This is a genomic window from Caulobacter sp. CCNWLW153 (genome assembly GCF_036889365.1).
GTDB classification, from domain to species: domain Bacteria; phylum Pseudomonadota; class Alphaproteobacteria; order Caulobacterales; family Caulobacteraceae; genus Caulobacter; species Caulobacter radicis.
Window position 1 is genome coordinate 342813 of the sequence record NZ_JBAKFV010000001.1, and the last position, 24400, is coordinate 367212.

Here is a 24400-nt window from a genome sequence, read left to right on the forward strand (position 1 = left end):
ATGCGCCCGGTCGTCCTCCTGGCCGGTCTGGCCCTGGCCGCGCTCGGCGGCGCGCAAGCGACCGCCGCGTCGCTGCGCGTCAGCCCCGTGAGCCTGGACCTGCCCGCGGGCCAGAACGCGACGACCCTGACGCTGCAGAACGACGACGCCGCCCCGCTGAACGTCCAGATCCGGGTGTTCCGCTGGACGCAGGCGGGCGGTCGCGATGTCCTGACCGCCGCCACGGGCGTGGTCGCCAGCCCGCCGATCGCCAAGGTCGAGCCCGGCGCCAGCCGCACGGTCCGCGTCGTGCGCCTCGACGGTCGTCCGCCCGAGGGCGAGGAATCCTACCGGCTGATCGTCGACGAACTGCCGCCGCCGCTCAGCGAGTCCGGCCGGCAGGTGACCCTGCTGATGCGCCACTCCATTCCGCTGTTCTTCGGGTCGGGCCGTGAGCGGCCCCGGATCGAATGGCGTTTGCAGCCATCCGAGGACGGCGGCGCGGCCCTGGTCGGCCGCAACACCGGCGCCCGCCGCCTGCGTCTGGCCAATCTGAAGATCGGCGACGCCTCCGGAGCGGTCCTTGCCGAACGCAAGGGCCTGGTGGGCTATGTTCTGCCTGGAGCGGAAGTCTCCTGGCCCGCGGGGGCCTTCCAGCCCGCCGCCGGGGTTCGGCTGATCGCCGACACCGACACCGGGCCGATCGATGCGACGCTCAAGAGCGACTGAGGCGGCCCTCCTGAGCGCCGTCTTCGCCGCCTACGGGGCCTGCGCCCTGGCCCAGGACCTGCCGCTCCCCGATCTCAAGGCTGTCGCGACCCTGCGCGAAGACCTGCAACTCGAAGTCTGGATCAACGGTCGCAACACCGGCCTGGTGGCCGCCGTGGAGCGCGAGGCCGACGGCCGCCTGCGGATGCGGGCCGACGAGATGCGCGCCGTGGGGCTGTCCGCCGTCGGCATGGGCATGGTGGAACTGGCCACGATCCCCGGGCTGTCGGCCGTCTATGACGATCCGGGCCAGCGTCTGGTGGTCACCGCCGACGTCGATCAACTGGCGATCCAGCGCTTCGACCTGTCGGTTCGCCGCGAGGCGGCCGGGGCGCCGCGCCAGGACCTGGGCGCGGTGCTCAACTACATCGTCTCGGCCGACGCCGGCCAGGTCGACGCCGACGACGCCCTGGGCGTGGACGCCGTCGGGCTGGCGCTCGACGGCCGGGTCTTCGGCCGTTTCGGCGCGGTGGCCAGCAGCGTCTCGGCCAGCCATGTGGGCGACGAGACGCGCATCGTCCGCCTCGACACCACCTGGTCCTGGTATGATCCCAAGCGGATGCTGAGCCTGCGCGGCGGCGACTACATCAACGGCGGCTTCGCCTGGACGCGGCCCATCCGCATGGCCGGCTTTCAGATCCGGCGCGACTTCGCCACCCGGCCCGACATCGTCACCATGCCGTCGCCGCGCCTGGCGGCCACCGCGGCCGCGCCCTCGACGCTCGATCTTTATGTCAACGACAGCCGCATCCTCAGCCGGCCGGTCGGAGCGGGGCCTATCCGCATCGACGGGCTGCCGTCGGCCCAGGGCTACAGCAATGTGCGCCTGGTGCTCAACGACGCCGCCGGCCGCCAGGTGGCGGTGGACGCGCCGTTCTTCGCCACGCCGTTGCTGCTGCGCAAGGGTCTGGCCGACTTCTCGGCCGAGGCCGGGTTCGCCCGTCGCGGCTTTGGCGTGGAGTCGGCCGACTACGCCGGATCGCCGATCGTCTCGGCCAGCCTGCGCTATGGCGTGCTGGACGCCCTGACGCTCGAGGGACACTTCGAGGCCGGCGCCGGTCTCGTCCAGGGCGGGGGCGGGGCGACGGCGCAGTTCGGCGGGCTGGGCGTGGTCTCGGCCTCGGTCGCCGCCAGCCATGTCGACGATCGGAGCGGCGCGCTGGCGGCCGTGGTCTTCGACAGCCGGTTCGCGGGCTTCTACATCTCGGGCGTGAGCATGCGGGCCTCGGACGGCTACCGCGACCTGGCCGCCGTCACCTCGCGGCCGTCCTTCTATCGCAACTGGCGGATGGCCGGCGACGAGCCGCCGCGCGCCATCGACCAGGTCACGGTCTCGACGCCGCTTCGCCTGGCGCGGCTGATGCGAAGCGGCGACGTTCCGGTGGTCAGCGCCTCCTACAGCGGCCAGACGCCGGCCTCGGGGCCGCGTCGCCAGGTCTGGAGCGGTTCGCTGCGCCATACCCTGGCCGACCGCGTCACGGCCTATGTGACCGCCTATGCCAGCCGGGGCGAGCGGCGCGACACCGGCGCCTTCCTGGGCATCTCCATTCCGCTGGGTTCCACCGGCTCGGCCACCGTCGGGGCCCAGGTCCAGGGCGGCGACACCGTCGCCTTCGTCGAGGCCAGCCGCGCCGAGACCCAGGTCGAGGGCAGCTACGGTTGGCGCGGCCGGATCGAGCAGGGCGCGCGGCAGGGCGCGGAGCTTCAAGGCGCCTATCGCGGGCGCAGCGCCCGCGTCTCGGGGGCGGTGCAGTACGCCGACGGCGCCGCCCGCGGCCAGGTGCAGGTCGAGGGTGCGGTGGCGTGGCTGGGCGGCGTGAGCGCGGCGACCAACCGGCTGGAAGGCGCCTTCGCCCTGGTCGAGGTCGGCGCGCCCGACGTGCCGGTGCTCTACCAGAACCAGAGGGTCGGCCGCAGCGATCGCAACGGCAGGCTGCTGGTGCGCAATCTCGAGGCCTTCGAGGTCAATCGCCTGGTCATCGACAGCCAGGACCTGCCCTTGGAGTTGGAGGCCGCCGAGACCGAACGCGCCGTCACCCCGATGGCCGGCGGCGGCGCGATCGTCCGCTTCGGCGTGGGCAAGAGCCCGCCGGCCGTGCTGCTGACGCTCCACCGGCCGGACGGCAGTTTCGTGCCGCCGGGCGCCGAGGTGATCCGTCCCGGCGGGTCAGAGCGCGCCATCGTGGGCTACGATGGCCAGACCTTCCTGACCGGCGTCATCGCGGACGGCGACCTGCGCGTCGTCGTCGAGGACGGGAACGAATGCGTCGCGCGCCTGGTTCTGGGCTCGGCGACCAGCGAGGGAGGCCGGCATGTCGTCGACGCCGTCTGCCGCTAGGCTCTGGCGCCTGCGCTTCATGGCGCTGGCCGTGTTGCTCGTCGCTGGCCTGGCCTGGTTCGGCGCGCCGTCGCGAGCGGAGGCCGCCGCCAGTTGCAGCGCCTCGATCTCCAGCGTCAATCTCGGCTCGACCCTCAGCCCGCTGACGGCCGGCAATGTCGACGCCACGGCCACTCTCAACTTCAGCTGCACCGGCCTGACGCCGCTGTTGCCCATCTCTCTTTGCCCCAATCTCGACGCGGGATCCGGGGGCAGCAACGGCTCTGGCCAGCGCTACATGGTCGGGCCCGGCGGGGCGACCGTGCCTTTCCAGATCTACCAGGACAGCGGCCGCACCCAGCCCTGGGGCTCGTCGGTGCTGCTGGTGTTCGGCACGGTGCCGACCATAACCGCCAATCCGGGCACGGGCAGTTCGATCAACGTCAACCAGACGGTCTATCTGCGGCTGTCGACCAGCACCACGACCCTGCCTGGCGCCTATTCCACCAGCTTCACCGGCCAGACCTTCTTCTGGGGCCTGAACCTCCTGTCCTGCGCCGGCGTGACGGTCGGCTCGACGCTGACGCCGGCCACCTTCACCTTCAGCGCCACGCTGATCGCCGACTGCACGATCACGACCGGCAACCTCAGCTTCGGCAACGTCGGCGTGCTCAGCGCCAACAAGGACGCCCAGACCGGCATGTCGGTGACCTGCACCAAGGACACGCCCTACGCCATCGGCCTCGACAACGGCCAGCAGGGAACCTCGGCCACGGCGCGTCGCATGAAGGCCGGCAGCCAGTACGTCACCTACGGCATATACAAGGACGAGGCGCGAGGATCGCCCTGGGGGACCGGCGCGGGGCTGACGGTTGGCGGCAGCGGCGTCGGCGGCGCCCAGCCGCTGACCCTCTACGGCCGCGTCCCCGCCCAGACCACGCCGTCGCCCGCGACCTATGGCGACCAGGTGATCGCGACGGTCACCTACTGACCAGGATCCCAGGCGAAGGCCTCGCCCTCGAAGGCCTCCGCGCCGCGTCCGATGGCCTGGATGGCGGCGACCATGCGTCCCTCGCGGCCCAGCGCCGCGTCGGCCAGGGCCACCATCAGCGGATTGGGCGTGGCGGAGGGCGACAGGCTCCGCAGCGCCCACGTCAGTTCGGCCTCGTCACGGGTCGGCGCGACGCGACAAGCCAGAATGAACGCCGCCGCCGTCGAGCGGCTGACCCCTGCGTAGCAGTGCAGCAGCAGCGGCCGCTTTCGATCCCAGGCGTCGGCGAAGGCCAGCAGGTCGGCGATCATGGCCGCGCTCGGCGCGATCAGGTCCTCGCGCGGTTCGGCGATGTCGTGAAAGGCCAGGTGCAGGCGCTCGACATCGACGATCTCCGGCGCCGGGGCGGTCGGCGACAGCAGGCTGACCACGTGCGAGGGGCGGTGCGCGTCCAGGTGCGCAGCAAGGCCGCTCAGGGGGCAGACCGCCAGGATCATGCGAGCACGGCCGCCAGGCCCAGCAGGGCGCCCAGCTCGGCGAGCTGCTCGATCGCGCCCAGCACGTCGCCGACATAGCCGCCGATCAGGCGGCGGGCCATCAAGGCCATGGCGACGGCGAAGGCGGCGGCGAGGCCGATCGCCGCCAGCGCGCCGAGCGGCGGGGCCAGCAGCAGCGGCCACAGGCCCAGAAGCGCCGCGACCAGCACTTCGGCCGGCTTCACGCCGTCGGGCGCGGGCTTGTACTTGGCGTCGGCGCGATCGCTGACATGGGGCAGGGCGGCCATGGCCGCCACCGCCGCCGCCCGGCCGATCCCGTGGGCGGCCAGCAGGGCCAGCGCCGCACTCAGCGGCGTCAGCGTCGCCAGGGTCGCGGCCTTCAGGCCAAGGACGACGACCAGCGCCAGCACGCCATAGGTCCCGACGCGGCTGTCCTTCATGATCTCCAGGCGACGCTCGCGGGTCTGGCCGCCGCCCAGGCCGTCGGCGGTGTCGGCCAGGCCGTCCTCGTGGAAGCCGCCGGTCAGCAGCAGGCCAGCGCCTAGCGCCAGTAGCGCCGGGACCCAGCCGCTCCAGACCTGGCTCGCCGCCAGCAGGACGAGCGCGCAGATCCCGCCGACCAGGAGGCCTACCAGCGGGAAATAGCGGGTCGAGCGGGTGATCCAGTCGGGCTCGAAGCCGCGAAGGGGCGGGGTCGGCAGGCGGGTCAGGAACTGCACCGCGCAGAGCAGCAGCTGCACCTGACGGCCGATCATCCCAGCACGTCGGCCAGGTCGGCCACCTGCGTCAACAGATTGGCGGCCGCCGCCAGCAGCGGGGCGGCCAGCACCGCGCCGGTGCCTTCGCCCAGTCTCAGGCCAAGATCGAGCAGCGGCTCGACGCCCAGCGCGGCCAGCATCGCCGCGTGGCCCTTCTCGGCCGAACCGTGGGCGAAGACGCAGTAGTCCAGCGCTTCGGGCGCCAGGCGCACGGCCGCTAGCGCCGCGGCGGTGGCGATGAAGCCGTCGACCAGCACCGGGCGCCGCCGCGCGGCCGCGCCCAGCACGGCGCCGGCCATCATGGCGATCTCGCAGCCGCCGAACTCCGCCAGGACGGAGAAGGGATCCTCGGCGTCGCTGCGGGCGGCGGCGCGGGCGATGGCGGCGGCCTTGCGCGCCAGCCCCTCGGCGTCTTGGCCCGTGCCCTGGCCGACACAGGCGTCCAGCGCGGCGGGGGCCAGGCGGTGCATGACGAGCGCCGCGGCCGAGCTGTTGCCGATGCCCATTTCGCCGATCGCCAGCACATCGGCGTCATCGAGGGCCGCGCGGGCGATCTCGATGCCCCGCGTCAGGGCCAGCTGCGTCTCCTGCCGGGTCAGGGCGGGCTCGCGGGCGGCGTTGCGGGCGCCCGGGCGCACCTTGGCGTCGATCAGGCCCGGGTGCGCCGGCAGGTCGGCGGCGACGCCGGCGTCGACCACCTTGACCGATACGCCCGTCGCCTTGGCGAAGGCGTTGACGCTGGAACGGCCCGACAGGAACAGGCCGACCATCGCCACGGTCACGCTGGACGGATAGCTGGAGACGCCTTCCTCCGTCAGCCCGTGGTCGCCAGCGAACACCAGCAGGGCGGCGCGGTCGGCGCGGGGCGCCAGGTCGTTCGCGATCAGGCCCAGGCGCACCGCCAGGTCCTCGATCCGGCCCAGCGAGCCCGGCGGCTTGGCCTTGCCGTCCAGCTTGGCGCGCAGCCTGGGCTCGAGCGCGCGGTCGACGGCGGCGATGGGCGGGGGCGTGAAGGTCATTGGGTCAGTCTCCAGCCGCCCAGGCACAGCAGGGTGACCAGCAGCCACAGCAGGGCGCAGGCGCGGCGGTAGATGCGAAGGCCTCGGCGCAGGTCGGTCAGGTCCGGCGCGCGGCCGTCGCCGAAACTCGGGCGCTGGGTGGTCTCGCCGTCATAGCGGGCCGGGCCGCCCAGCTTGACGCCCAGGGCGCCGGCCATGGCCGCCTCGGGCCAGCCGGCGTTGGGCGAGGCGTGCTTCCTGGCGTCGCGCCGCATGGTCGCCCAGCCCTTCCAGCCGGCCGCCACGCAGATCAGGCCGCCGGCCAGGCGCGCCGGAACCCAGTTCATCACGTCGTCGGTCTTGGCCGCCGCCCAGCCGAACGATCGCCAGCGCGGCTCCATGTGGCCGATCTGGCTGTCGGCGGTGTTCACCGCCTTGTAGGCGAAGAGGCCGGGCAGGCCGAACAGGGTCAGCCACGAGGCCGGCGCCACGACGCCGTCGTTGAAGCTTTCGGCCAGGCTTTCCAGCGCCGCGGCGGTGACTCCGTGCAGGTCGAGGTCGTCGACGTCGCGCCCGACGATCTTGCTCACCGCCTCGCGGGCGGCGGGCAGGTCGCCGCCCTCCAGCGGGTCGAGAACCGCCATCACGTGCTGGTGCAGGCTGCGCTGGGCCAGGCCCAGGGTCGCTAGCAGCGCCACGACCAGCGTCGCCAGGAGGCCGCTGTCGAAGGCCGCCTCCAGGATGCTGCCGACCAGGATCGCGCCGCCGACCAGGATCGCCACGGTGACGACGCCCAGCTCCTTTCGGCGGACCTCGCTGCGCTCGGGCCGGTTCCACCGCCGCTCCATCGCCTCGATCGCCTTGCCGATCCAGGTGACCGGATGCGGCGCAACCCTGTGCAGGGCCTGCGGATACCCGACCAGGGCCTCGATCAGCAGGGCCAGCGGAGGCGCGAGCAGCAGGGGTTCAGCCATGGCGTCCCACAAGTTCGATCAGCGGGCCCGACTGGCCCTCGACCACTCTTGCCGTGACTCCATAGGCGCGGGCCAGCACGTCGGGCGTCAGGGCCTCGCGCGGCGGACCATCGGCGATCAGCCGGCCATCGACCAGCACCAGCACCCGGTCGGCCAGCCGCGCGGCGATGGCCAGGTCGTGCAGGGTCATGACGACGCCCTGGCCGGCCTGGGCGGCGAAGCCGCGCATCAGGTCGACGGCGTCCAGCTGGTGGCCGGGATCCAGGCCCGCCAGCGGCTCGTCGGCCAGCAGCCAGCTCGGTTCGCCGGCCAGCACGCGGGCGAACAGCGCCCGGCCGCGCTCGCCGCCCGACAGGCTCCTGACCTCGCGAAGGGCGAGTTCCTCCAGGTCGGTGTGCTTGAGCGCCCGGGCCACGGCCAGGCGGTCGGCTTCCGACAGGCCGCGCATGCCGCTGTGCGGCGTGCGGCCAAGGCCCACCAGGGTCTCGACGTCGACGGCCCAGGCCACCTCGGGCGTCTGCGGCAGGAAGCCGATCTTTCGGGCGCGCTCGCGGTGCGACAGGGCGGCCAGCGGCGCGCCCTCCAGGCTGACGCTCCCGGCGTCCGGCCTGCGCAGGCCCGCCAGGCACGCCAGCAGGGTCGACTTGCCCGCGCCGTTGGGACCGACCACGGCGGTGACCTCGCCGGCCCGGAACTGCGCCGAGACGCCGTGCAGCACGGCGCGGCCGCCCAGGGATACGGTCAGGTTGTCGGCGGAAAGCGTGGCGCCGGAGATGAGGGGGGCGGTCATGCGAGCCTCCGGCGCATGGAGATCAGGAGGGCCAGGAAGAACGGCCCGCCGACGGCGGCGGTGGCCACGCCCAGCCGCATCTCGGCGGCCGATGGCGTCAGCCGTACGACGATGTCGGCCGCCAGCACCAGGGCCGAACCGGCCAGCGCCGCCGGGACGAGCAGCGCGCCCGGCCGGTGTCCGACCAGCGGCCGCACCAGGTGCGGGGCGATCAGGCCGACGAAGCCGATCAGTCCCGTCACCGCCACGCTGGCGCCCGAGGCGATGCCGACGCCGACCGCCAGGATCACCCGCACGGCCGACAGGTTGACACCCAGCGCCACGGCGCCGGTCTCGCCCAGGGTCAGGGCGTCCAGCGACTTGCGCAGGGTCAGCAGGATGGCTAGGCCGACGATGATCAGCGGCACGGCCAGCCGCACCTCCTCGACGCTGCGGTCGGCTAGCGAGCCCAGCAGCCAGCTGATGATCTCCTGCGCCGCCCATGGGTTCGGCGCCAGGGACAGGGCCAGCGCCACGCCGGCGCTGGCTACGGTGTTGAGGATCACGCCCGCCAGCAGGAAGGTCACCGTGCCGCCGGTGGTCCCGGCCAGGGCCAGCATCAGCACGACGCCGAAGCCCGCGCCGAGGATCGCGCAGGCCGGCAGCAGCCAGGTCGCGGTGAAGGCCAGGCCCAGATAGAGGCTCATCACCGCGCCCAGGGCGGCCATGGACGACACGCCCAGCACGCCCGGATCGGCCAGCGGGTTGCGGGTATAGCCCTGCATCGCAGCGCCCGACAGGCCCAGAGCCGCGCCGATGGCCACGGCCAGGACGGTGCGCGGCAGGCGCAGTTCGAAGATGATCGCCCAGCGCGGATCGCTGCGGTCGATCCAGGCGCTCCACGGCGCCCAGACCCGGCCGCTCATCAACGACAGGCCGAACAATACGGCTATGGCCAGCAGCAGGCCGCCGATCAGCAGCCAGGAACGGCGGGAATGGCTCATGCGCGGGCTTTCAGCACTTGGCGGCGAGCGGCCGCCAGGGTGGCGGCGGTGTCGATCAGGGTGGGGCCGCCGCAATAGAGCAGCCGCTCGGGGAAGGTGGCGCGGGTCATGCGATGGCTCACGCTGGCGAGGGCGGGGTGGCTGAGCATACGCTCGGCCCAGGTCGGAGCGTCGGGGCGCGCCTGGCCCGCCAGCAGCACCTGCGGCGGATCGGCCAGCAAGCGCTCAAGCGAGACATTTCCCCACTTCTTCAGGCCATAGCGGCCGGCGACGTTCGTAAAGCCGGCGCGCTTCATCATCTCGTCGACCAGCGTGCCTTCGCCGGCCGCGAAGCCGTTGGGCTGGAACACCAGCGCCTCCAGGGGCCTGGAGCCGGGCGGCGGGGCCGAGGCGGCCAGCGCACGGTCGATGCGGGCGATCAGGGCCTCGCCGCGGTCGGGATGACCGGCGGCGTCGGCGATGCGGCGGATGTCGGCCTGGTTTTCCACCCAGCTGTTGGGCACCTTGAAGAGCTCGGCCCGCACGCCCAGCCGCTTCAGCGCCGCCCGGGTGGCGGGCGAGGAGTGGGCGGCGCTCAGCACAACGTCGGGCCGCAGCGAGATCACCTCCTCGGCGCTCTCGTAGGTGATCGGATAGCTCTTGGCGCGCTCGGCGATGCTCGACTGCTGCGGGTCGCGGGCATAGTGGCTGAGCGCCGCGATCTGGTCGCGGTCGGCCACCTCGACCAGCACGCCGTCGAGGCAGGGGTTCAGCGAGACGAGGCGCGGCTTGCGCGCCGCCGCCCGCGACGAGCCCGCCCCGAGCCCGGCCGCCAGGCCCGCGCCCAGCGCCGTCCGGCGGCTGAGCGGCGTCAAAACTCGACCCCGCGCTGGGCCTTGAAGCCCTGCTCGAAGGGATGCTTGACCAGGGTCATCTCGGTGACCAGGTCGGCGATCTCCAGCAGCTGCGGCTTGGCGTTGCGACCGGTCAGGCAGACGTGCTTGTCGTTGGGACGGGCCGTCAGCACCGCCACCACCTCGTCGATGTCGAGATAGTCGTAGCGCAGGGCGATGTTGATCTCGTCCAGCAGCACGAAGTCCAGCGTCGGGTCGGCGATCATCGCCTTGGACTCCTCCCATGCGGCCCTGGCGGCGGCGATGTCGCGCTCGCGGTCCTGGATGTCCCAGGTGAAGCCTTCGCCCATCACGCGGTAGCGCACCTGGTCGGGGAAGCGGCTGAAGAACAGGCGCTCGCCAGTCTTCCACTTGCCCTTGATGAACTGCACCACGCCCACCTGCATGCCCCAGCCCAGCGAGCGGGCGACCATGCCGAAGCCGGCCGAGGACTTGCCCTTGCCGTCGCCCGTGTGGACCAGCAGCAGGCCCTTTTCGAGGGTCTTCGATTTCATCAGCTCTTCGCGCTCGGCCTTCAGGGCGCGCATGGCCTCGGCGTGCTGGGTGTTCTCGTCGGTCATCGCGAAGTCTCCAGGGCGGCGGCCAGGCGCGCCCAGTCGGCGTCGAATCCGGGCAGGCCGAAGCGTAGCAGGCTGGCGTCGTGGTCGAAGGGGCGGGTGAGGATCCCGGCGCGCGCCAGGGCCTCGAAGCGGGCAGGGGCGTTGGCGACGCGCGTCAGGCGGAACAGGCTGGTCCCGCCGATGATCTCGAAGCCGGCGCCGGCCAGCAGGGCGTCCAGCCGCGCGGCGTCGTCGGATAGGCTGGCGCGGGTTGCGTTCACCCACGCCGTGTCGGAATAGGCCACAAGGCCCGCGGCCAGGGCGGGAGCGGAAAGGGGCCATTCGCCCAGGGTGTCGCGCAGGCGGCGCGCCAGGGCCGGGCGGGCCACGACGAAGCCCAGCCGAAGGCCGGCCAGGCCGTAGAACTTGCCGAACGAGCGCAGCACTACCAGCCGCTCGTGTCCGGGCGCGCCGGCAAAGCGCGCGACCGACAACGACGGCTCGCACTCGACGAAGGCCTCGTCGACCACGGCGCCGCGCTGGCCCAGCGCCAGCACCGCCTCGGGCGCCAGGCTGCGGCCGTCGGGATTGTTGGGGTTCACCACCACGCAGACGTCGGCCTGGGCCGGATCGGCGACCAGTTCGGAGCCGACGCGCCGCCAGGCTTGGGCGTGGCTGGAATAGGTAGGCAGCGGCAGGCTCACACGGCCGCGGGGCAGGATCTTGGGCAGCAGCCGGATGGCCGTCTCGCTGCCGGGCACGGCCACGACCCGGCTGGCGTCGTCAACGCCAAAGGCCCGCGCGGCCATGGCTTCAAGCGCCAGCAGGTCGGCCGGGTCGGGCAGGCGGCCCCAGTCCTCGAAGGCCTGGGGCGGAACCGGATAGGGGCGGGGATTGATCCCCGTCGACAGGTCGAGCCACGGCGCGGGCGCGTCCGGAAAACGCGCCCGCGCCGCCGCCAGGCGGCCGCCGTGTCCGGAAAGGGACGACGGCGCGCCGGTCATCAGAACTTCGCCCGCACGCCGGCGAAGAAGCCGCGGCCCACCGAGCCATAGCGGTAGATCGTCTGGTATTCCTTGTCGAAGAGGTTCTCGACGCGGCCGAACACCTCGAACTGCTCATTGACCGGATAGGCCGCGCGCAGGTCGAACAGGGCGTAGCTCTTCAGGCGACGGGCGTTGGTGGCGTTGTCGTAGCTTTCGCCCACGTACTGCACCGAAACGCCCGTGGTCAGGCCGTTCTTCCAGTCGTAGTCGGCGTTCAGGTTGGCCGTCTCGCTCGGGCGGCGCGGCAGGCGCTTGCCGTTGTTCGTGGCCGAGCGGTTGATGGCGTCCATGTTGGTGTAGTTGGCGCTCACCTGCAGGGCCGACGTCACCTCGATCGTGGTTTCCAGCTCGACGCCGCTGGTCTCGGTCTTGGCGAAGTTGGCGTAGCCGCCGTAGTTCGGCGGGTTGTTGTTCGAGACGAAGTCGATCTGGTTGGTGATGTCGCGGTGGAACCAGGTCACGCCCGCGCGCACCCGGCCGTTCAGCACGCTGTGCTCGACGCCCAGGTCGACGCTTTCGGACTCTTCCGGCTTCAGGTTGCGATCGCCGTAGATGCTGTAGAGCTGGTACAGCGACGGGGCCTTGAAGCCTTCGCCGTAGTTGGCGCGGAACACCGTCACGCCGTCGTTGGGCGAGTAGGTGGCTCCGGCCTGATAGACGGTGGCGTCGCCGAAGGCCGAGTGGTCCTCCTGGCGCACGCCGCCGGTCAGGACGAGGCCCGCAACCGGCTTGGCCTGCAGTTGCAGGTACAGGCTGTCGGTGCTGGCCGCGTGACGGTCGGGCGTCGGGTTCGGGGCGAAGGTCGAGGGCGAGGCAGTGCGGAACCACGAGCGCTCGGTCTCGGCGCCGAAGGTGGCGCGCAGGGCCTCGTTGACCGTCCAGGTGCCCTGGTACTCGAAGCGGCTGTTGGTGCCGCGCGCCTCGAAGGTCTTGGGGACAGACGAGCTGGGATCGAAGTTGTCGCGGTCGGTCTGGGTGTAGCCGTAGCCGAGACGGTTCTTCAGGGCGCCGTCGAAGGCGCTCAGGCGCACGCCGGCATAGGAGACCAGCTCCTTGGTCTTGCCGTACTCGGGGCTGTCGGCGAAGGCGAAGAGCGGGGCGGGGAAGCCGTCGAACTCGTTCTTGGCCGCAGCGTACGAGGCGCGCAGGTCAACGGCGGCCCAGTCGGTGACGTTCAGGTCCAGGCGGCTGCTGATCGCGGCGTTGCGATAGCCGTCCTTCTCCTTGCCGCCGTAAGACTTGCCGAAGGCCGAGACGCCATCGGTGGTGTAGTAGGCGCCGGCCAGGCGCAAGCCGCCCCAGTCGCCGCCGGTGCTGACGGCGGCATGGCCGTAGGCGGTGTCGCGCGAGCCGGCCTCGGCCGACACGGTGGCGCCCAGCGGGCCGGTCGGCACGGCGGTGATCATGTTGACCACGCCGCCGATGGCCTGGCTGCCCCACAGGGTCGACTGCGAGCCGCGCAGCACTTCGATGCGGTTGATGTTGCCCGCCAGCAGGGTGGCGAAGTTGTAGCCGCCGCCCGTCGAGGACGGATCGTTCAGCTTGACGCCGTCGATCAGCACCACGGTCTGGTCGGTCTCGGCGCCGCGGATGCGCAGCTGGGTCGTGCCGCCGACGCCGCCGTTGCGGGTGACGGTCACGCCCGCGGTGCGCGACAGCAGGTCGGAGACCACCACGGCCTGCGATTTCTTCAGGGTCTCGGCGTCGATCACCGTCATGCTGGTCGAGACTTCCGACAGCTTTTCCGGTTCGCGGCCGGCGGTGACCACGATCTGGTCGACCGCCACGGCGTCATCGGCCATGGCATGGGCGGGCAGGGCGAGGGTGGGAACTGCGGCCGCGAGGGCCAGCAGGGAAACAAGGCGCATGTCGTTCCTCCGTGCGCGACAAGAAGGAGCGCGTTCCGCGAGGAACACGCCCGGACCAACGTCGTCATGCGGGGAAGAACCCGATCGTACGGCGCACCCCGGCCGGACGAAAAACGACAACGACAGGCAGGTCTCCTGGCTCGCGGGTCATCGTTGCTGCGCGTCGCCTTCCCAGGCCTCTTCCGAAGAACAGTCCCAGTGGCATGTGACGCGCGAACTCGCCGCTTACAGTTGCGGGGGCAGCCCGGGTTTCACACCCGAGTTCCCTTTTCATCCTCTTTGGGAGGAACCTGTCGCGCTGGCTGCACTATATGGTGCGCCGCACACCGTCAATCTGGAGGCCTCAGCGTTGTCAGTCACCCTGGTCCTGGGCGGGGCCCGTTCGGGCAAGAGCGCGTTCGCGCAGGGCGCGGCCGAGATCGTCGCCGAGGCGCGCCGCGCCACGCCGGTGATGATCGTCACCGCCCAGGCCTTCGACGCCGAGATGGAAGACCGCATCGCGCGCCATCAGGTCGACCGGGGCGAGGCCTGGACCACGCTCGAGGCGCCGATGGACCTGGTCGCGGCCCTGCGGGGCCTGCCGCCTGGGGCCGTGGCGGTCGTCGACTGCCTCACCCTCTGGCTGACCAACCTGATGCTGGCCGAGTGCGACCTTTCGTCCGCCGCCGCCGATCTGGTCGCGACGGTCGCCGACTTCGACGGCGAACTGTGGCTGGTGTCGAACGAGGTCGGCTGGGGCGTCGTGCCCGACAACGCCTTGGCCCGCCGGTTTCGCGACGAGGCCGGCCGCCTGCACCAGGCCCTGGCCCGGGCGGCTGACGCCGTCCATCTGGTCGCGGCTGGGCTAAGCCTGCGGATGAAGTGAGTCGCGCGACTCAGTCGACGGTTGCTCAACTTCGGGAAATGCGACGATTGCGCACGCTGACACCGGGCGTCCCAGCATGGTTAAGACCTGTTCACACATTCGACAGGGCTGGGGCTGGCCATGCGACGGATCCTTATCGCGGAAGACGACATTCTCCTCGGCGGCGTCTACGAGATGCTGCTGCAGGACGCGGGCTTCGAGGTCCTGTGGAGCCGTGACGGCCGCGAGGCGCTGGACGCCTTCGACGCCTTCGCGCCCGACCTGCTGATCACCGACAATTCGATGCCGCGCATGACGGGGGCCGAACTGATCCGCGCGGTGGAAGGCCGCGACGTGCCGGTGTTGATGGTGTCGGCCAGCGACCCGCGCGTGCTGAAGGTCGAGCCCGACATGTGGCTGGAAAAGCCGATCTCGCCGGCGCGGTTGCTGAGCGCCGTGCGCGCGCTGCAGCGGGGCGAGGTTCAGGCCGCGGCCTGAAGCCCCAGGGCGAGGATCGTCGCGAAGAACCCCAGGCCCAAGGCCCAGGCGGCGCAGAACGCCAGGGTGGGATGGCGCTGCCACCAGCGCGGATGGGGAACGCCGGTGATGGTCTTGTCGGTCATGCGGTCGCCTCGCGTAGTCTTCGAAGATCCAACGCGAGACGACCGGCTTTCAGTTCCAATCAGCCGCCGAAGCCGCGCGAGCCGCCGCCGAAGCCGCCGCGCGAGATGACGCTGCTGCGGCTCTGCACGCGGGCCGGGGCCTCGTAGCGCGAAGGCGCGTCGAAGCTGTCCTGGCGCACCCGGCTGCGGCCCGACAGGTAGTCGCGCGAGATCGGATAGCCCGAGCCGCTGTAGTAGGTCCCCTCGCGGTCGCGATACATCGGCGCGCCGCGATAGCCGCGGTTGTTCATGCCTTCCAGCGCCTGGCCGATGATGAAACCGGTCAGCAGCGGGGTGAAGAAGCTGCCGCCGCCATTGGCCTGGCTGCGCGGCACGCACTGGTCGACGCCGTAGCGCTCTTCGCAGCTTTTCTGGTCGGAGAACTTGGGCGCGTTCTCGGCGCTGGCCTTCTGGGCCTCGTCATAGGCCGTCTGGCACTGGTCGGCGGTGAAGTCGCCCGAGGCCTTGCACTCGTCCAGGCTGGCGAAGCTGGAGGCGTCGACCTTCTGGCCAGAGGCGGCGGCGGGCGGGTTGTCGCCCCATTGCGTGGCCGAACCGGGATCGTCGCACGCCATCAGGGTGAAGGCCGAGCCGGCCATCAGGCCGGTCAGGGCCACGGCGCTCGAGCGCTTGCGGCGCTTGGGAGCGGGCAGGGGAGAAAGCGCGTTCATGTCCGGCCTCACGAGGTCATGCAGGCGGCGTTCAGCAGGCCGACGGCCAGCGAGATCGAGGCCAGGTAGACGCCGGCGGCGAGCTCGGCCTTCTCGATCCGGTCGATCAGGTCCTTGAGCACGGTGAAGCGCACCAGGGTGAAGGCGGCGATCTGGATGACGCCGGCCAGCAGGGCCCAGGCGGCGAACTCAAGCAGGCTGACGGTGTGGCTGAGGGCCGAAGCCAGCGGCAGCACATAGCCGACCACGGCGCCGCCCAGGGCGATGGCGGCGGCGACGTTGCCCTCGCGGATCAGCTTGGCTTCGTCGTAGGGCGTCACCGCCTGATAAACGATCTTGAAGACGACGGTGAACACGCCGGCGGCCACGAAGGCCACCAGGAAGGCCAGGGCGCTCTCGCCGAAGGCATGGACGTCGAACATTTCAGTTTTCCCCCTGTCAGGTGGCTTAGGCGCGGAATTCGCCGACTTCCAGCGGCACGCCGATCATGGTTTCGAACGAGACCTCGCGGTCCTCGGTCTCCATTTCTATGGCCAGCAGCAGTTCGCGACCCTCGCCGGGCAGGTCGCGGGCGAACAGCATGCAGGTCTGGAAGATCTTGCGGTCGGGCACGCCGTCGCGGTCGTCGTGCAGCTCTTCCCAGAAGGTCACGGGCTCCTGGCTCTCGGCCTCGTCGCCGAACCAGAAGCGGTGGTACTCGGGCAGGCCGGCGGCGGCGAAGCTGCGGGCGCGCAGGCGCTTGCCCCAGGCGTCGCGGTCGGCGCGGCCGCTCGGATAGGCGCTGTCCCAGGGCACGAAGATCGTCACGTCGGTCAGGCGCTGGCCGGCGCGGTCGTCCGATACGGCCTGAAACATCACGTGGTCGTCGGTGTAGAACCGGTGCACGAAGCCGCCGTCCTTCAGGTCCACCAGGCCCTGGGCGGTGATTTCCAGCGTGTCGCGGTCGAGCGGGAACTTCGTATCCGAGCCGAAACGCTTCCACGCCAGCGGGTCCAGCCACACGGTCCGGCCCAGGGTCACGTTGCGGATGGCGGGCAGGGCCGATTCCGGAGCGGGCTCCTTGCGGCCGAATAAGCGACTGAACATGGCGGGTCCCTGCAACACTGGTCCTTCATGTACGGCGCCAGCCTGCGCTGTAAAAGGGGCGCCGCTCGCTCTCGACGGCTGGCGTTCGGGCTCCCATCTTGTATGAACACGGCCAAGATGGCCCGTTGAAGAGGATCATGACCCGATGAGTCAGACGCCCTGGACTGTCCGCTCGCTGAAGGCGGCCCTGGACGAAGCGCCCGGACGCGGCGCCGACGAGATCACCGTCAGCATCCTGGAGGGCGCCGACGAGATCCTGCTGGCGACCATGCACTGGCATGGCGATCTGGAGATCTACATCAGCGTCAGCGACCAGCAGGTCGCGGCGTCCGCCCTGCTGTGGCCGGTCGACGAACAGGAAGACCGCCACGCCTTCAACGAGTTCCTGCTCAAGGCCCAGAAGCTGGTGCCGCTGTCGAACTTCGGCATCTGCGTCGTCGGCGGCCGCGACTACTACGAACTGTTCGGCGAGCTCTCGACCACCACCTCGATCGAGGACATCCTGATCGAGTTGCGCACCCTGGCCGAGAACGCCATCGAAGTGGCTTCCGACCTGCGCACCTCGTTCTCGTCCGCCGCCGCCTGACCCAAACCTAGAATTTCCCGGAGCCTTCCGATGTCCATCTGGCGCAAGCTGTTCACCCTGGGTCGCGCCGGCGCCCACGAAGCCACGTCCGCCGTCGTCGACGCCAACGCCATCCGCATCCTCGACCAGGAGATTCGCGACGCTGATGCGGCCCAGGCCAAGGCGCGCGACAACCTCGCCACGCTCGTCGCCCGTCGCCGCATCCAGGAGAACGACGTCAAGAGCCTGCGCGAGCAGGTGGCGAAGTACGAAAACTCCGCCCGCGCCGCCGTCACCAAGGGCGACATGGATCTCGCCCGCCAGGTGGCCCAGCGCATCGCCGACATCGAGAGCGAGATCTCGCTGAAGGAACCGCAGATCGGCTCCATGCGCGAGGCCGAGGACCAGCTGCACCAGGCCATCGCCGCCACCGACCGCCGCATCGACACGCTCAAGCGCGAGGTCGAGGTCGTGAAGGTCAACGAGTCCGTCCAGAAGGCGCAGGAAGCCGTCACCGCCCGCGGCGCCGGCGCGGGCGCCTCGCTCGGCTCGGCCGCCGACAGCCTGGCGCGGATCAAGGAACGCCAGATGGTCCGCGGCGAGAAGATCAAGGCCGCCGGCGAACTGGAAGACCGCCGCACCGGCGCGGATCTCGACGAGAAGCTGCGTGTGGCCGGCATCCTGCCTGGCCAGTCGTCGGCCGACGACATCCTGGCCCGCCTGGCTCCGCAGCCCGCCCCGCTGCAGATCGAGGACAAGGCCGCCGACGGCTCGAAGCCCGAATAAGGACCAAGCGTGCGTCGTCTTACCCTGACCCCTCGCGCCGACTGGCGCGAGAAGGCCGAGGCCGTCGGCTTCGTCTACCATCACACCGGCGGACAGGCCTATTGGGACGAGGGGACGGCGTACGCCTTCACCCTTCAGGAGGTCGAGGAGCACCTGGAGCCGGCCGCCGCCGAGCTTCATGACCTGTGCCTGGATCTCGTCGATGAGGCGGTCGCCAGCGAGGAGATCCTCGAGAAGCTGGCGATCCCGCGCGAGCACTGGGACTTCGTCGCCGCCTCCTGGCGCGCCAAGGAGCCCTCGCTCTACGGCCGCTTCGATTTCGGCTACGACGGCTCGGGCCCGCCCAAGCTCTACGAGTACAACGCCGACACCCCCACCAGCCTGTTCGAGGCCGCCACCTTCCAGTGGCTGTGGCTGGAGGACCTGCTGGGCCAGGGGGCCCTGCCGGCCGGCACCGACCAGTTCAACAGCCTGTTCGAGGCGATGCGCGATCGCTTCAAGGTGCTGTTCCCCAGCGGCGGCTTCGTGCATTTCGCCAGCGACGACGAGGCCGTCGAGGATCGGCAGACAGTGCGGTTCCTGGAAGACCTCGCCGCCCAGGCGGGCCTTGATCCCAAGTTCGTGGCCATGAACGCCATCGGCCTGAACGAAGAGGGCCAGTTCGTCGACACCGACGGCTACCTGCTTCAGGCCGCGTTCAAGCTCTATCCGTGGGAAGACATGCTGCGCGAGCCGTATGCCGCCAACCTGACCACGGCCAAGGTCCGCTGGCTGGAGCCGCCGTGGAAGGCGGTCCTGTCCAACAAGGCGATCCTTCCGCTGCTGTGGGAGCGCCACAAGGGCCATCCGAACCTGCTGGAGGCCTATTTCGAGGGCGATCCGGCCGCCTCGGCGCTCGGCGCGAACTACGTGCGCAAGCCGCTGTTCTCGCGCGAGGGCGCCAATGTCGAGATCGTCGGCGCGGCCGCCGAGCCGGTGCTCGACCAGGGCTACGGGGCCGAGGGCGCGATCGTGCAGGCCTTCCATCCGCCGCCCAGCTTCGACGGCAAGCATCCAGTGGTCGGCGCCTGGATCGTCGGGGCCGAGCCCGTCGGCATGGGCATCCGCGAGGACGATAGCCAGGTCACCAAGAACCTCGCCCGCTTCGTGCCCCACATCATCGAGGCGTGAGGTCTTTTAGCTCTCTCCGTAAAATCCCCGCGAAAGCGGAAACCCAGGCTTTTCTGAAGGCCGCGGCGCTTGACGACAAAACACCTGGGCCCCCGCTTTCGCGAGGGTTTTACGGATGTGGGGAAGGGCGATGGTCATGCTAACCTCCCCCAAATGAGCGACCAATCCGAAGACGGCCCGCCCGGCGAAACGCCGATCCAGCGGGCCTTGCGCATCAAGCAGGCGGCGCTGGCCGCCAGGCCCAAGCCGCCGCGCGGCGGTCGCTTCCAACGTGAGCAGGCGTCGCGCAAGGCCGCCGGCTCCACCAAGCCGTGGAACAGCTGATGGCCGGATTGAAGGACAAGCGCGGCTTCATCGACAAGGACTGCCTCGATCTCTCCGAGCGCCAGGCCGTCGAATACTGGATGAAGCGCTGGGGCGTGACCCGCGAGCAGATCACGACCGCCCATCGCAAGGTCGGCCGCATGACCAAGGACATCGCCGCCGAACTCGGCAAGAAGCGCTGAGCCTGACCGGCTAGCGCTCCTGCAACGCCGCCAGCGCCGCCTCGTGGGCGGCGATCCGCCGGCGGCAGCGACGGGCGTGGCCGCAATAGAGAACCAGGCACGCGGCCAGGAAGGCGGCCCCGCCGGCCAGCAGCGGCCAGTCCGCGCGCCACCGGCCCGACAGGCTTCCCATCGCCGCGAGGAAGGCCGCGCCGGCGGCGCAGGTCCAGGTCCCGGCCTGGGCCCAGCGCAAACCTGTCCGCGCCTGGGCCAGGGCCGTGCTCACAACGGTCTGCGGCGTATCCAGCAGCAGGCCGGGATCCCCGCGCCGCGACCACAACGTCATCGCGCCCGCGAACAGCGTAAAGACCGCGCAGGCGATCGCCGCTGGCCACGGCAGTTCGCGCTTGACCACGGCCCAGGCCACCAGCCCCAGGACCAGCGGCACGCCGGCCATCTCGGCGGCGAAGTTCAGCCGCGCCAGCCGGTCGCGGCGGCGCAGGGCGCGAATCTGGGCGGGATCGATCGCGGGTTCGGCGGCGGCGGGGTCCGTCCAGGCCTGGGCCAGGGCCGTCCAGTCGTCTTCAGGACCGTTGGGCGGTCCGTGCGGCGTGGTCATCGGCGATCCTCCGGATCGAGCGCCTCGCGCAGGGCGGCCTTAGCGCGGGTCAGGCGTATGGAGACGGCGTTGGCGTTCAGTCCCAGCATCGGGCCGATCTCGGCCGGGCTGAAGCCTTCCAGGGTCAGCAGGGCCGGCTGGCGCAGCGACAGGGGCAGGGCGCGCACGGCGCGGGCCAGCCGCTCCTGCATGTGCCGCGCCTCGAAACTCTCATGCGGGTCGGGCGCGCCCGACGGGGCGCTTTCATCCAGCGGCTGCCGACGTGGCTCGGCCGCCTCCCGCGCCACGTGGGTGATCGCGCGATTGTGCGCCACGCGGGCGATGAAGGCGCGCAGCGGCGCCTCGCCGCGATGGCGGGGCAGGGCGCGCCAGACGGCCAGCAGGATCTCCTGCCGCAGTTCGCGCCGGCGCTCGGGATCGGCCTCGTAGGCCGCCGCGATGCGCCCCAGCATCGCGCCGTGCTCGGCGAGAATGGCCTCGAATGCGTCGTCCCGTCCCAGAAGCGGTCTCCCCGAAAAATCGCGTCTGGTCCGAAAGACTCTGCGGCCTGGCGAGACTTTCACGGCGTGCTCGACAAAAGACAGGAGGTTCGTCGTGACGCTCAAGACCGAAATCGAAACCCTTCCCGCCGGCGACCGCGTCCTGCGGCGCGGCAAGGGGGTGCTGAAGGTGCTGGTGACCCTGCTGGCGGTCTTCGCCTTCGCCGCCTGGATCGCCCTGGGCGTGGCCCTCTACGCCGGCGCGGGGCGCGAACTGCGCCTGACGGCGGCGCTGGCGGCCGCCGTGTCGACCGAGGCCCTGTTCTGGAGCGTCGCGGCGCTGTTGGGCGTCAGCGTCCTGGAGGCCCGCAAGGCGATCTGGCGCCGCATCACCGGTTTCCTCGCGCGATAGTCGCCAGGCGGACGGTTTCGCCAGTCCGGAACAAGCGTCGCCATTCTCCGTGTGACGACGTTTCATGCCTATCAAGTGGCGTGTGCTGTCAAACTACGATCAAGACAACGTTGTCATAGCAATGATTTGCTGAATTCTTGGCAAATCTGCGGGAACGCAACGCACATGTGGACGCGTTCTTGGCCAAAATGCTAGGGAGGCCACGGATATTGCACTGCGAGATTCAGATTTCGCGGGGCTGTTCCAGGGCGAGACGACCCCGATAGAGGGCGCGGCCTTTCTTCACTTTATCGCAGGGTGAATTCAAAATGCCGGTAGAGACGCTGACGAAGTCCCTTTGGGTCTATTCGTTCGGGGGAGGCGGCGCTGACGGCGACGCCTCGATGAAGAACCTCCTCGGAGGCAAGGGCGCCAATCTCGCCGAGATGTCGTCGCTGGGTCTGCCGGTTCCGCCCGGCTTCACGATCACCACCGAGGCCTGCGTCCACTACTACGCCAACGGCAAGCAGTACCCCGCCGAGCTGGCCGGGCAGGTCGCCGCCGGTCTCGCCAAGATCGAGGCCATCACCGGCAAGCGCTTCGGCGATGTCGCCAACCCGCTGCTGGTTTCGGTGCGCTCGGGCGCCCGCGCCTCGATGCCGGGCATGATGGACACCGTCCTGAACCTGGGCCTCAACGACGAGACCGTCGAGGGCCTGGCCGTCCTGTCGGGCGACCGCCGCTTCGCCTACGACAGCTACCGCCGCTTCATCCAGATGTACTCGAACGTCGTGCTCGACCTGGAGCACCACATGTTCGAGGAGATCCTCGACGACCATAAGGACCGCCTGGATGTCCACGTCGACACGGGCCTCACCGCCGACGACTGGGCCGGGGTCATCAAGGACTACAAGGCCGCCGTGCTCAACGAGCTGGGCAAGCCGTTCCCGCAGGACGCCCAGGAGCAGCTGTGGGGCGCCGTCGGCGCCGTGTTCGCCAGCTGGATGAACGACCGCGCCAAGTTCTATCGCCGCATGCACGACATCCCCGAAAGCTGGGGCACGGCCGTCAACATCCAGTCGATGGTGTTCGGCAACATGGGCGACACCTCGGCCACCGGCGTGGCCTTCACCCGCAACCCGAGCAACGGCGACAACCGCCTGTACGGCGAGTTCCTGATCAACGCCCAGGGCGAGGACGTCGTCGCCGGCATCCGCACGCCGCAGTCGCTGACCAAGGCCGCCCGCGAGGAGATGGGCGACACCGCGCCTTCGATGGAAGAGGCGATGCCGGAGGTGTTCGGCCAGTTCAAGACCGTGGTCGAGACGCTGGAGCGCCACTACCGCGACATGCAGGACATCGAGTTCACGGTGGAGCAGGGCGTGCTCTACATGCTGCAGACTCGCAACGGCAAGCGCACCGCCAAGGCCGCGCTGAAGATCGCCGTCGACATGGCCGCCGAGGGCGTGATCAGCAAGGAGGAGGGCGTTTCGCGCGTCGAGCCGGCCTCGCTGGACCAGCTGCTGCACCCGACCATCGACCCGACCGCCCATCGTGACGTCGTCACCGTCGGCCTGCCGGCCTCGCCGGGCGCTGCCACCGGCAAGATCGTCTTCGACAGCGACGAGGCCGAGAAGGCCGCCGCCAACGGCGAGGCCGTGATCCTGGTGCGCGAGGAGACCTCGCCCGAGGACATCCACGGCATGCACGCCGCCCGCGGCATCATCACCGCCCGCGGCGGCATGACCAGCCACGCCGCCGTCGTGGCGCGCGGCATGGGCCGTCCCTGCGTCTCGGGCGCCGGCGACGTGTCGATCTTCGCCAAGGAAGGCCTGTTCCGGGCCAAGGGCCGCGAGTTCAAGGCCGGCGAGGTGATCACCATCGACGGCTCCACCGGCGAAATCCTGGCCGGGGCGCCCAAGATGATCGAGCCCGAGCTGACCGGCGACTTCGCCACCCTGATGGGCTGGGCCGACCAGGTCCGCCGCCTGAAGGTGCGCGCCAACGCCGAGACGCCGCTCGACGCCAAGACCGCCCGCCAGTTCGGCGCCGAAGGCATCGGCCTGTGCCGCACCGAGCACATGTTCTTCGACGACACCCGCATCGCCGCGGTGCGCGAGATGATCCTGGCCGACGACGAAGCCGGTCGCCGCACGGCCCTGGCCAAGATCGCGCCCTTCCAGAAGGCCGACTTCGTCGAGCTCTTCACGATCATGGAAGGCCTGCCGGTCACCATCCGCCTGCTCGACCCGCCGCTGCACGAGTTCCTGCCGCACACGGAAGAAGACGTGCAGGCCGTGGCCGTGGCCACGGGCCTGGACGCCGCCAAGCTGCTGCGCCGCGCCAAGGAGCTGCACGAGACCAATCCCATGCTCGGCCACCGCGGCTGCCGCCTGGGCGTCTCCTATCCCGAGATCTACGAGATGCAGGTCCGGGCCATCCTCGAGGCGGCGTGCGAGATCGCCAAGTCGGGCAAGGCCGCGCCGGTGCCCGAGATCATGCACCCGCTGGTCGCCAAGGGCGAGGAGATGAAGTACCTGCGCGACCTGACCGACCGCGTCGCCAAGGCGGTTCTGGCCGAGCAGGGCGTGGACCTGAAGTACACCGTCGGCACCATGGTCGAACTGCCCCGCGCCGCCCTGCGGGCCGGCGACCTGGCCGCCAACGCCGAGTTCTTCAGTTTCGGCACCAACGACCTGACCCAGACGACGTTCGGCATCAGCCGCGACGACGCCGGCAAGTTCCTGGGCGCCTACATCGACAAGGGCATCTTCGAGAAGGACCCCTTCGTCAGCCTCGACCAGGACGGCGTGGGCGACCTGATCCGCATCGCCGCCGAGCGGGGCAGGGCGGCCCGTCCCGACGTCAAGCTCGGCATCTGCGGCGAGCACGGCGGCGACCCGGCCTCGATCGCCTTCTGCGAGAAGGTCGGCCTCGACTACGTCTCCTGCTCGCCCTACCGCGTGCCGATCGCCCGCCTCGCGGCCGCGCAGGCGGCTCTGGCCGGGAAGTAAGGCGAAGGGCCGCTTAGGGGTCTGTTATCGAGCCAAGAAGACCCGCCTCCCTCGCCCTTGTGGCGAGGGTCCCATGCCGGCAACCGCTCTGCCGTTCTGGAAAGGTCTGAGCAGGCTGAGCGATGGATCCTGGGCACAAGGCCCAGGAAGGCGGCTTTGGGATTGGGCGTCGGTGATTGACGCCCCCCACCGTCGAGTTGTTGGACTCTTGGCCTGCAACACCATGA

The 24400-nt window shown here is 70.6% G+C and carries 28 protein-coding genes and 1 riboswitch; of the genes, 12 read left to right on the forward strand and 16 right to left on the reverse strand.

The window, feature by feature from the left end; genetic code table 11:
- From V6S85_RS01400 to V6S85_RS01410, 3 genes are read left to right on the forward strand one after another with little or no spacing between them, the layout of a single operon-like run.
- A complete protein-coding gene (locus V6S85_RS01400; RefSeq protein ID WP_334347753.1) occupies nt 1–708 on the forward strand; it encodes a fimbrial biogenesis chaperone in 708 nt (235 codons plus the stop codon).
- The gene (locus V6S85_RS01405) at nt 686–3085 is read left to right on the forward strand and encodes a fimbria/pilus outer membrane usher protein (RefSeq protein ID WP_334347754.1); all 2400 of its coding nucleotides are present in this window, start codon (nt 686–688) and stop codon (nt 3083–3085) included. The genes V6S85_RS01400 and V6S85_RS01405 overlap by 23 nt, the downstream gene beginning before the upstream one ends.
- Entirely contained in the window at nt 3060–4055 is a 996-nt protein-coding gene (locus V6S85_RS01410; protein ID WP_334347755.1) for a Csu type fimbrial protein, read from the forward strand. Before V6S85_RS01405 ends, V6S85_RS01410 begins: the two co-directional genes overlap by 26 nt.
- Here the strand turns inward: V6S85_RS01410 and V6S85_RS01415 are convergent.
- Genes V6S85_RS01415 through V6S85_RS01460 form a run of 10 tightly spaced genes read right to left on the reverse strand, consistent with a single transcriptional unit; the run spans nt 4049 to nt 13401 of the window.
- Nucleotides 4049–4552 carry a tyrosine phosphatase family protein gene (locus V6S85_RS01415; protein ID WP_334347756.1) on the reverse strand — a complete coding sequence of 168 codons (504 nt, stop codon included), beginning with the start codon at nt 4550–4552 and terminating at the stop codon, nt 4049–4051. The two genes, V6S85_RS01410 and V6S85_RS01415, sit on opposite strands and share 7 nt — an antisense overlap.
- Nucleotides 4549–5307 carry an adenosylcobinamide-GDP ribazoletransferase gene (cobS, locus tag V6S85_RS01420; RefSeq protein ID WP_334347757.1) on the reverse strand — a complete coding sequence of 253 codons (759 nt, stop codon included), beginning with the start codon at nt 5305–5307 and terminating at the stop codon, nt 4549–4551. The genes V6S85_RS01415 and cobS overlap by 4 nt, the downstream gene beginning before the upstream one ends.
- Nucleotides 5304–6329, reverse strand: coding sequence for a nicotinate-nucleotide--dimethylbenzimidazole phosphoribosyltransferase (gene cobT, locus V6S85_RS01425; protein WP_334347758.1), 1026 nt, complete (start codon nt 6327–6329; stop codon nt 5304–5306). Before cobT ends, cobS begins: the two co-directional genes overlap by 4 nt.
- Nucleotides 6326–7282: an adenosylcobinamide-phosphate synthase CbiB gene (gene cbiB / locus V6S85_RS01430; protein ID WP_334347759.1), complete on the reverse strand. Its 957-nt coding sequence runs from the start codon at nt 7280–7282 to the stop codon at nt 6326–6328. The genes cobT and cbiB overlap by 4 nt, the downstream gene beginning before the upstream one ends.
- A complete protein-coding gene (locus V6S85_RS01435; protein ID WP_334347760.1) occupies nt 7275–8072 on the reverse strand; it encodes an ABC transporter ATP-binding protein in 798 nt (265 codons plus the stop codon). The genes cbiB and V6S85_RS01435 overlap by 8 nt, the downstream gene beginning before the upstream one ends.
- Nucleotides 8069–9055, reverse strand: a complete 987-nt coding sequence (locus tag V6S85_RS01440) for a FecCD family ABC transporter permease (RefSeq protein WP_116568649.1) — start codon at nt 9053–9055, stop codon at nt 8069–8071. The genes V6S85_RS01435 and V6S85_RS01440 overlap by 4 nt, the downstream gene beginning before the upstream one ends.
- A complete protein-coding gene (locus V6S85_RS01445) occupies nt 9052–9909 on the reverse strand; it encodes an ABC transporter substrate-binding protein (protein WP_334347761.1) in 858 nt (285 codons plus the stop codon). Before V6S85_RS01445 ends, V6S85_RS01440 begins: the two co-directional genes overlap by 4 nt.
- Nucleotides 9906–10508 carry a cob(I)yrinic acid a,c-diamide adenosyltransferase gene (gene cobO, locus V6S85_RS01450; RefSeq protein ID WP_334347762.1) on the reverse strand — a complete coding sequence of 201 codons (603 nt, stop codon included), beginning with the start codon at nt 10506–10508 and terminating at the stop codon, nt 9906–9908. The genes V6S85_RS01445 and cobO overlap by 4 nt, the downstream gene beginning before the upstream one ends.
- On the reverse strand, nt 10505–11491 hold the full coding sequence (gene cobD / locus V6S85_RS01455; protein ID WP_334347763.1) for a threonine-phosphate decarboxylase CobD: 987 nt from the start codon (nt 11489–11491) through the stop codon (nt 10505–10507). Before cobD ends, cobO begins: the two co-directional genes overlap by 4 nt.
- Complete coding sequence (locus V6S85_RS01460) at nt 11491–13401, reverse strand: TonB-dependent receptor plug domain-containing protein (protein WP_334347764.1); 1911 nt, start codon at nt 13399–13401, stop codon at nt 11491–11493. The genes cobD and V6S85_RS01460 overlap by 1 nt, the downstream gene beginning before the upstream one ends.
- 108 nt (nt 13402–13509) lie before the next feature.
- A riboswitch (cobalamin riboswitch) is annotated at nt 13510–13710 on the reverse strand.
- Between the two features lie 40 nt (nt 13711–13750).
- On the opposite strand from V6S85_RS01460, the gene cobU reads away from it, so the two are divergent.
- Nucleotides 13751–14266 carry a bifunctional adenosylcobinamide kinase/adenosylcobinamide-phosphate guanylyltransferase gene (cobU, locus tag V6S85_RS01465; RefSeq protein ID WP_334347765.1) on the forward strand — a complete coding sequence of 172 codons (516 nt, stop codon included), beginning with the start codon at nt 13751–13753 and terminating at the stop codon, nt 14264–14266.
- Between the two features lie 120 nt (nt 14267–14386).
- Entirely contained in the window at nt 14387–14743 is a 357-nt protein-coding gene (locus V6S85_RS01470) for a response regulator transcription factor (RefSeq protein ID WP_334347766.1), read from the forward strand.
- Here V6S85_RS01470 and V6S85_RS01475 read toward each other — a convergent pair.
- From V6S85_RS01475 to V6S85_RS01490, 4 genes are read right to left on the reverse strand one after another with little or no spacing between them, the layout of a single operon-like run.
- Nucleotides 14728–14868, reverse strand: coding sequence for a hypothetical protein (locus V6S85_RS01475; RefSeq protein ID WP_165828909.1), 141 nt, complete (start codon nt 14866–14868; stop codon nt 14728–14730). The two genes, V6S85_RS01470 and V6S85_RS01475, sit on opposite strands and share 16 nt — an antisense overlap.
- Nucleotides 14869–14927: 59 nt before the next feature.
- Nucleotides 14928–15578, reverse strand: a complete 651-nt coding sequence (locus V6S85_RS01480; RefSeq protein ID WP_116568643.1) for a DUF1190 domain-containing protein — start codon at nt 15576–15578, stop codon at nt 14928–14930.
- 8 nt (nt 15579–15586) lie between these two features.
- Nucleotides 15587–16000 (reverse strand): DUF350 domain-containing protein, encoded by a 414-nt coding sequence (locus V6S85_RS01485; protein ID WP_116487238.1) that lies wholly within the window; start codon nt 15998–16000, stop codon nt 15587–15589.
- 25 nt (nt 16001–16025) lie between these two features.
- On the reverse strand, nt 16026–16664 hold the full coding sequence (locus V6S85_RS01490) for a DUF2491 family protein (protein ID WP_101716180.1): 639 nt from the start codon (nt 16662–16664) through the stop codon (nt 16026–16028).
- Nucleotides 16665–16809: 145 nt separating this feature from the next.
- Between V6S85_RS01490 and V6S85_RS01495 the strand changes: the two genes are divergently transcribed.
- The 5 genes from V6S85_RS01495 (at nt 16810) to V6S85_RS01515 (ending at nt 19691) form a co-directional block, all read left to right on the forward strand.
- Nucleotides 16810–17250 (forward strand): YjfI family protein, encoded by a 441-nt coding sequence (locus V6S85_RS01495; protein WP_334347767.1) that lies wholly within the window; start codon nt 16810–16812, stop codon nt 17248–17250.
- Nucleotides 17251–17280: 30 nt separating this feature from the next.
- Nucleotides 17281–18015: a PspA/IM30 family protein gene (locus V6S85_RS01500; protein WP_109102186.1), complete on the forward strand. Its 735-nt coding sequence runs from the start codon at nt 17281–17283 to the stop codon at nt 18013–18015.
- A 9-nt stretch (nt 18016–18024) separates the two neighbouring features.
- Nucleotides 18025–19185 carry a glutathionylspermidine synthase family protein gene (locus tag V6S85_RS01505; RefSeq protein WP_334347768.1) on the forward strand — a complete coding sequence of 387 codons (1161 nt, stop codon included), beginning with the start codon at nt 18025–18027 and terminating at the stop codon, nt 19183–19185.
- 153 nt (nt 19186–19338) lie between these two features.
- Nucleotides 19339–19509, forward strand: coding sequence for a hypothetical protein (locus tag V6S85_RS01510; RefSeq protein WP_165828907.1), 171 nt, complete (start codon nt 19339–19341; stop codon nt 19507–19509).
- Nucleotides 19509–19691 carry a DUF3606 domain-containing protein gene (locus V6S85_RS01515; RefSeq protein WP_334347769.1) on the forward strand — a complete coding sequence of 61 codons (183 nt, stop codon included), beginning with the start codon at nt 19509–19511 and terminating at the stop codon, nt 19689–19691. The genes V6S85_RS01510 and V6S85_RS01515 overlap by 1 nt, the downstream gene beginning before the upstream one ends.
- Before the next feature lie 10 nt (nt 19692–19701).
- Here the strand turns inward: V6S85_RS01515 and V6S85_RS01520 are convergent, their stop codons facing one another.
- Together V6S85_RS01520 and V6S85_RS01525 are read right to left on the reverse strand one after the other, a co-directional pair.
- A complete protein-coding gene (locus V6S85_RS01520) occupies nt 19702–20289 on the reverse strand; it encodes a hypothetical protein (protein ID WP_334347770.1) in 588 nt (195 codons plus the stop codon).
- Nucleotides 20286–20852 (reverse strand): RNA polymerase sigma factor, encoded by a 567-nt coding sequence (locus tag V6S85_RS01525; protein WP_334347771.1) that lies wholly within the window; start codon nt 20850–20852, stop codon nt 20286–20288. The genes V6S85_RS01520 and V6S85_RS01525 overlap by 4 nt, the downstream gene beginning before the upstream one ends.
- Nucleotides 20853–20883: 31 nt before the next feature.
- Here V6S85_RS01525 and V6S85_RS01530 point away from each other — a divergent pair, with 31 nt between their 5' ends.
- Together V6S85_RS01530 and ppdK are read left to right on the forward strand one after the other, a co-directional pair.
- The gene (locus V6S85_RS01530; RefSeq protein ID WP_334347772.1) at nt 20884–21180 is read left to right on the forward strand and encodes a hypothetical protein; all 297 of its coding nucleotides are present in this window, start codon (nt 20884–20886) and stop codon (nt 21178–21180) included.
- A 308-nt stretch (nt 21181–21488) separates the two neighbouring features.
- Entirely contained in the window at nt 21489–24173 is a 2685-nt protein-coding gene (gene ppdK / locus V6S85_RS01535; protein ID WP_116568635.1) for a pyruvate, phosphate dikinase, read from the forward strand.
- The last annotated feature ends 227 nt before the right edge of the window (nt 24174–24400 follow it).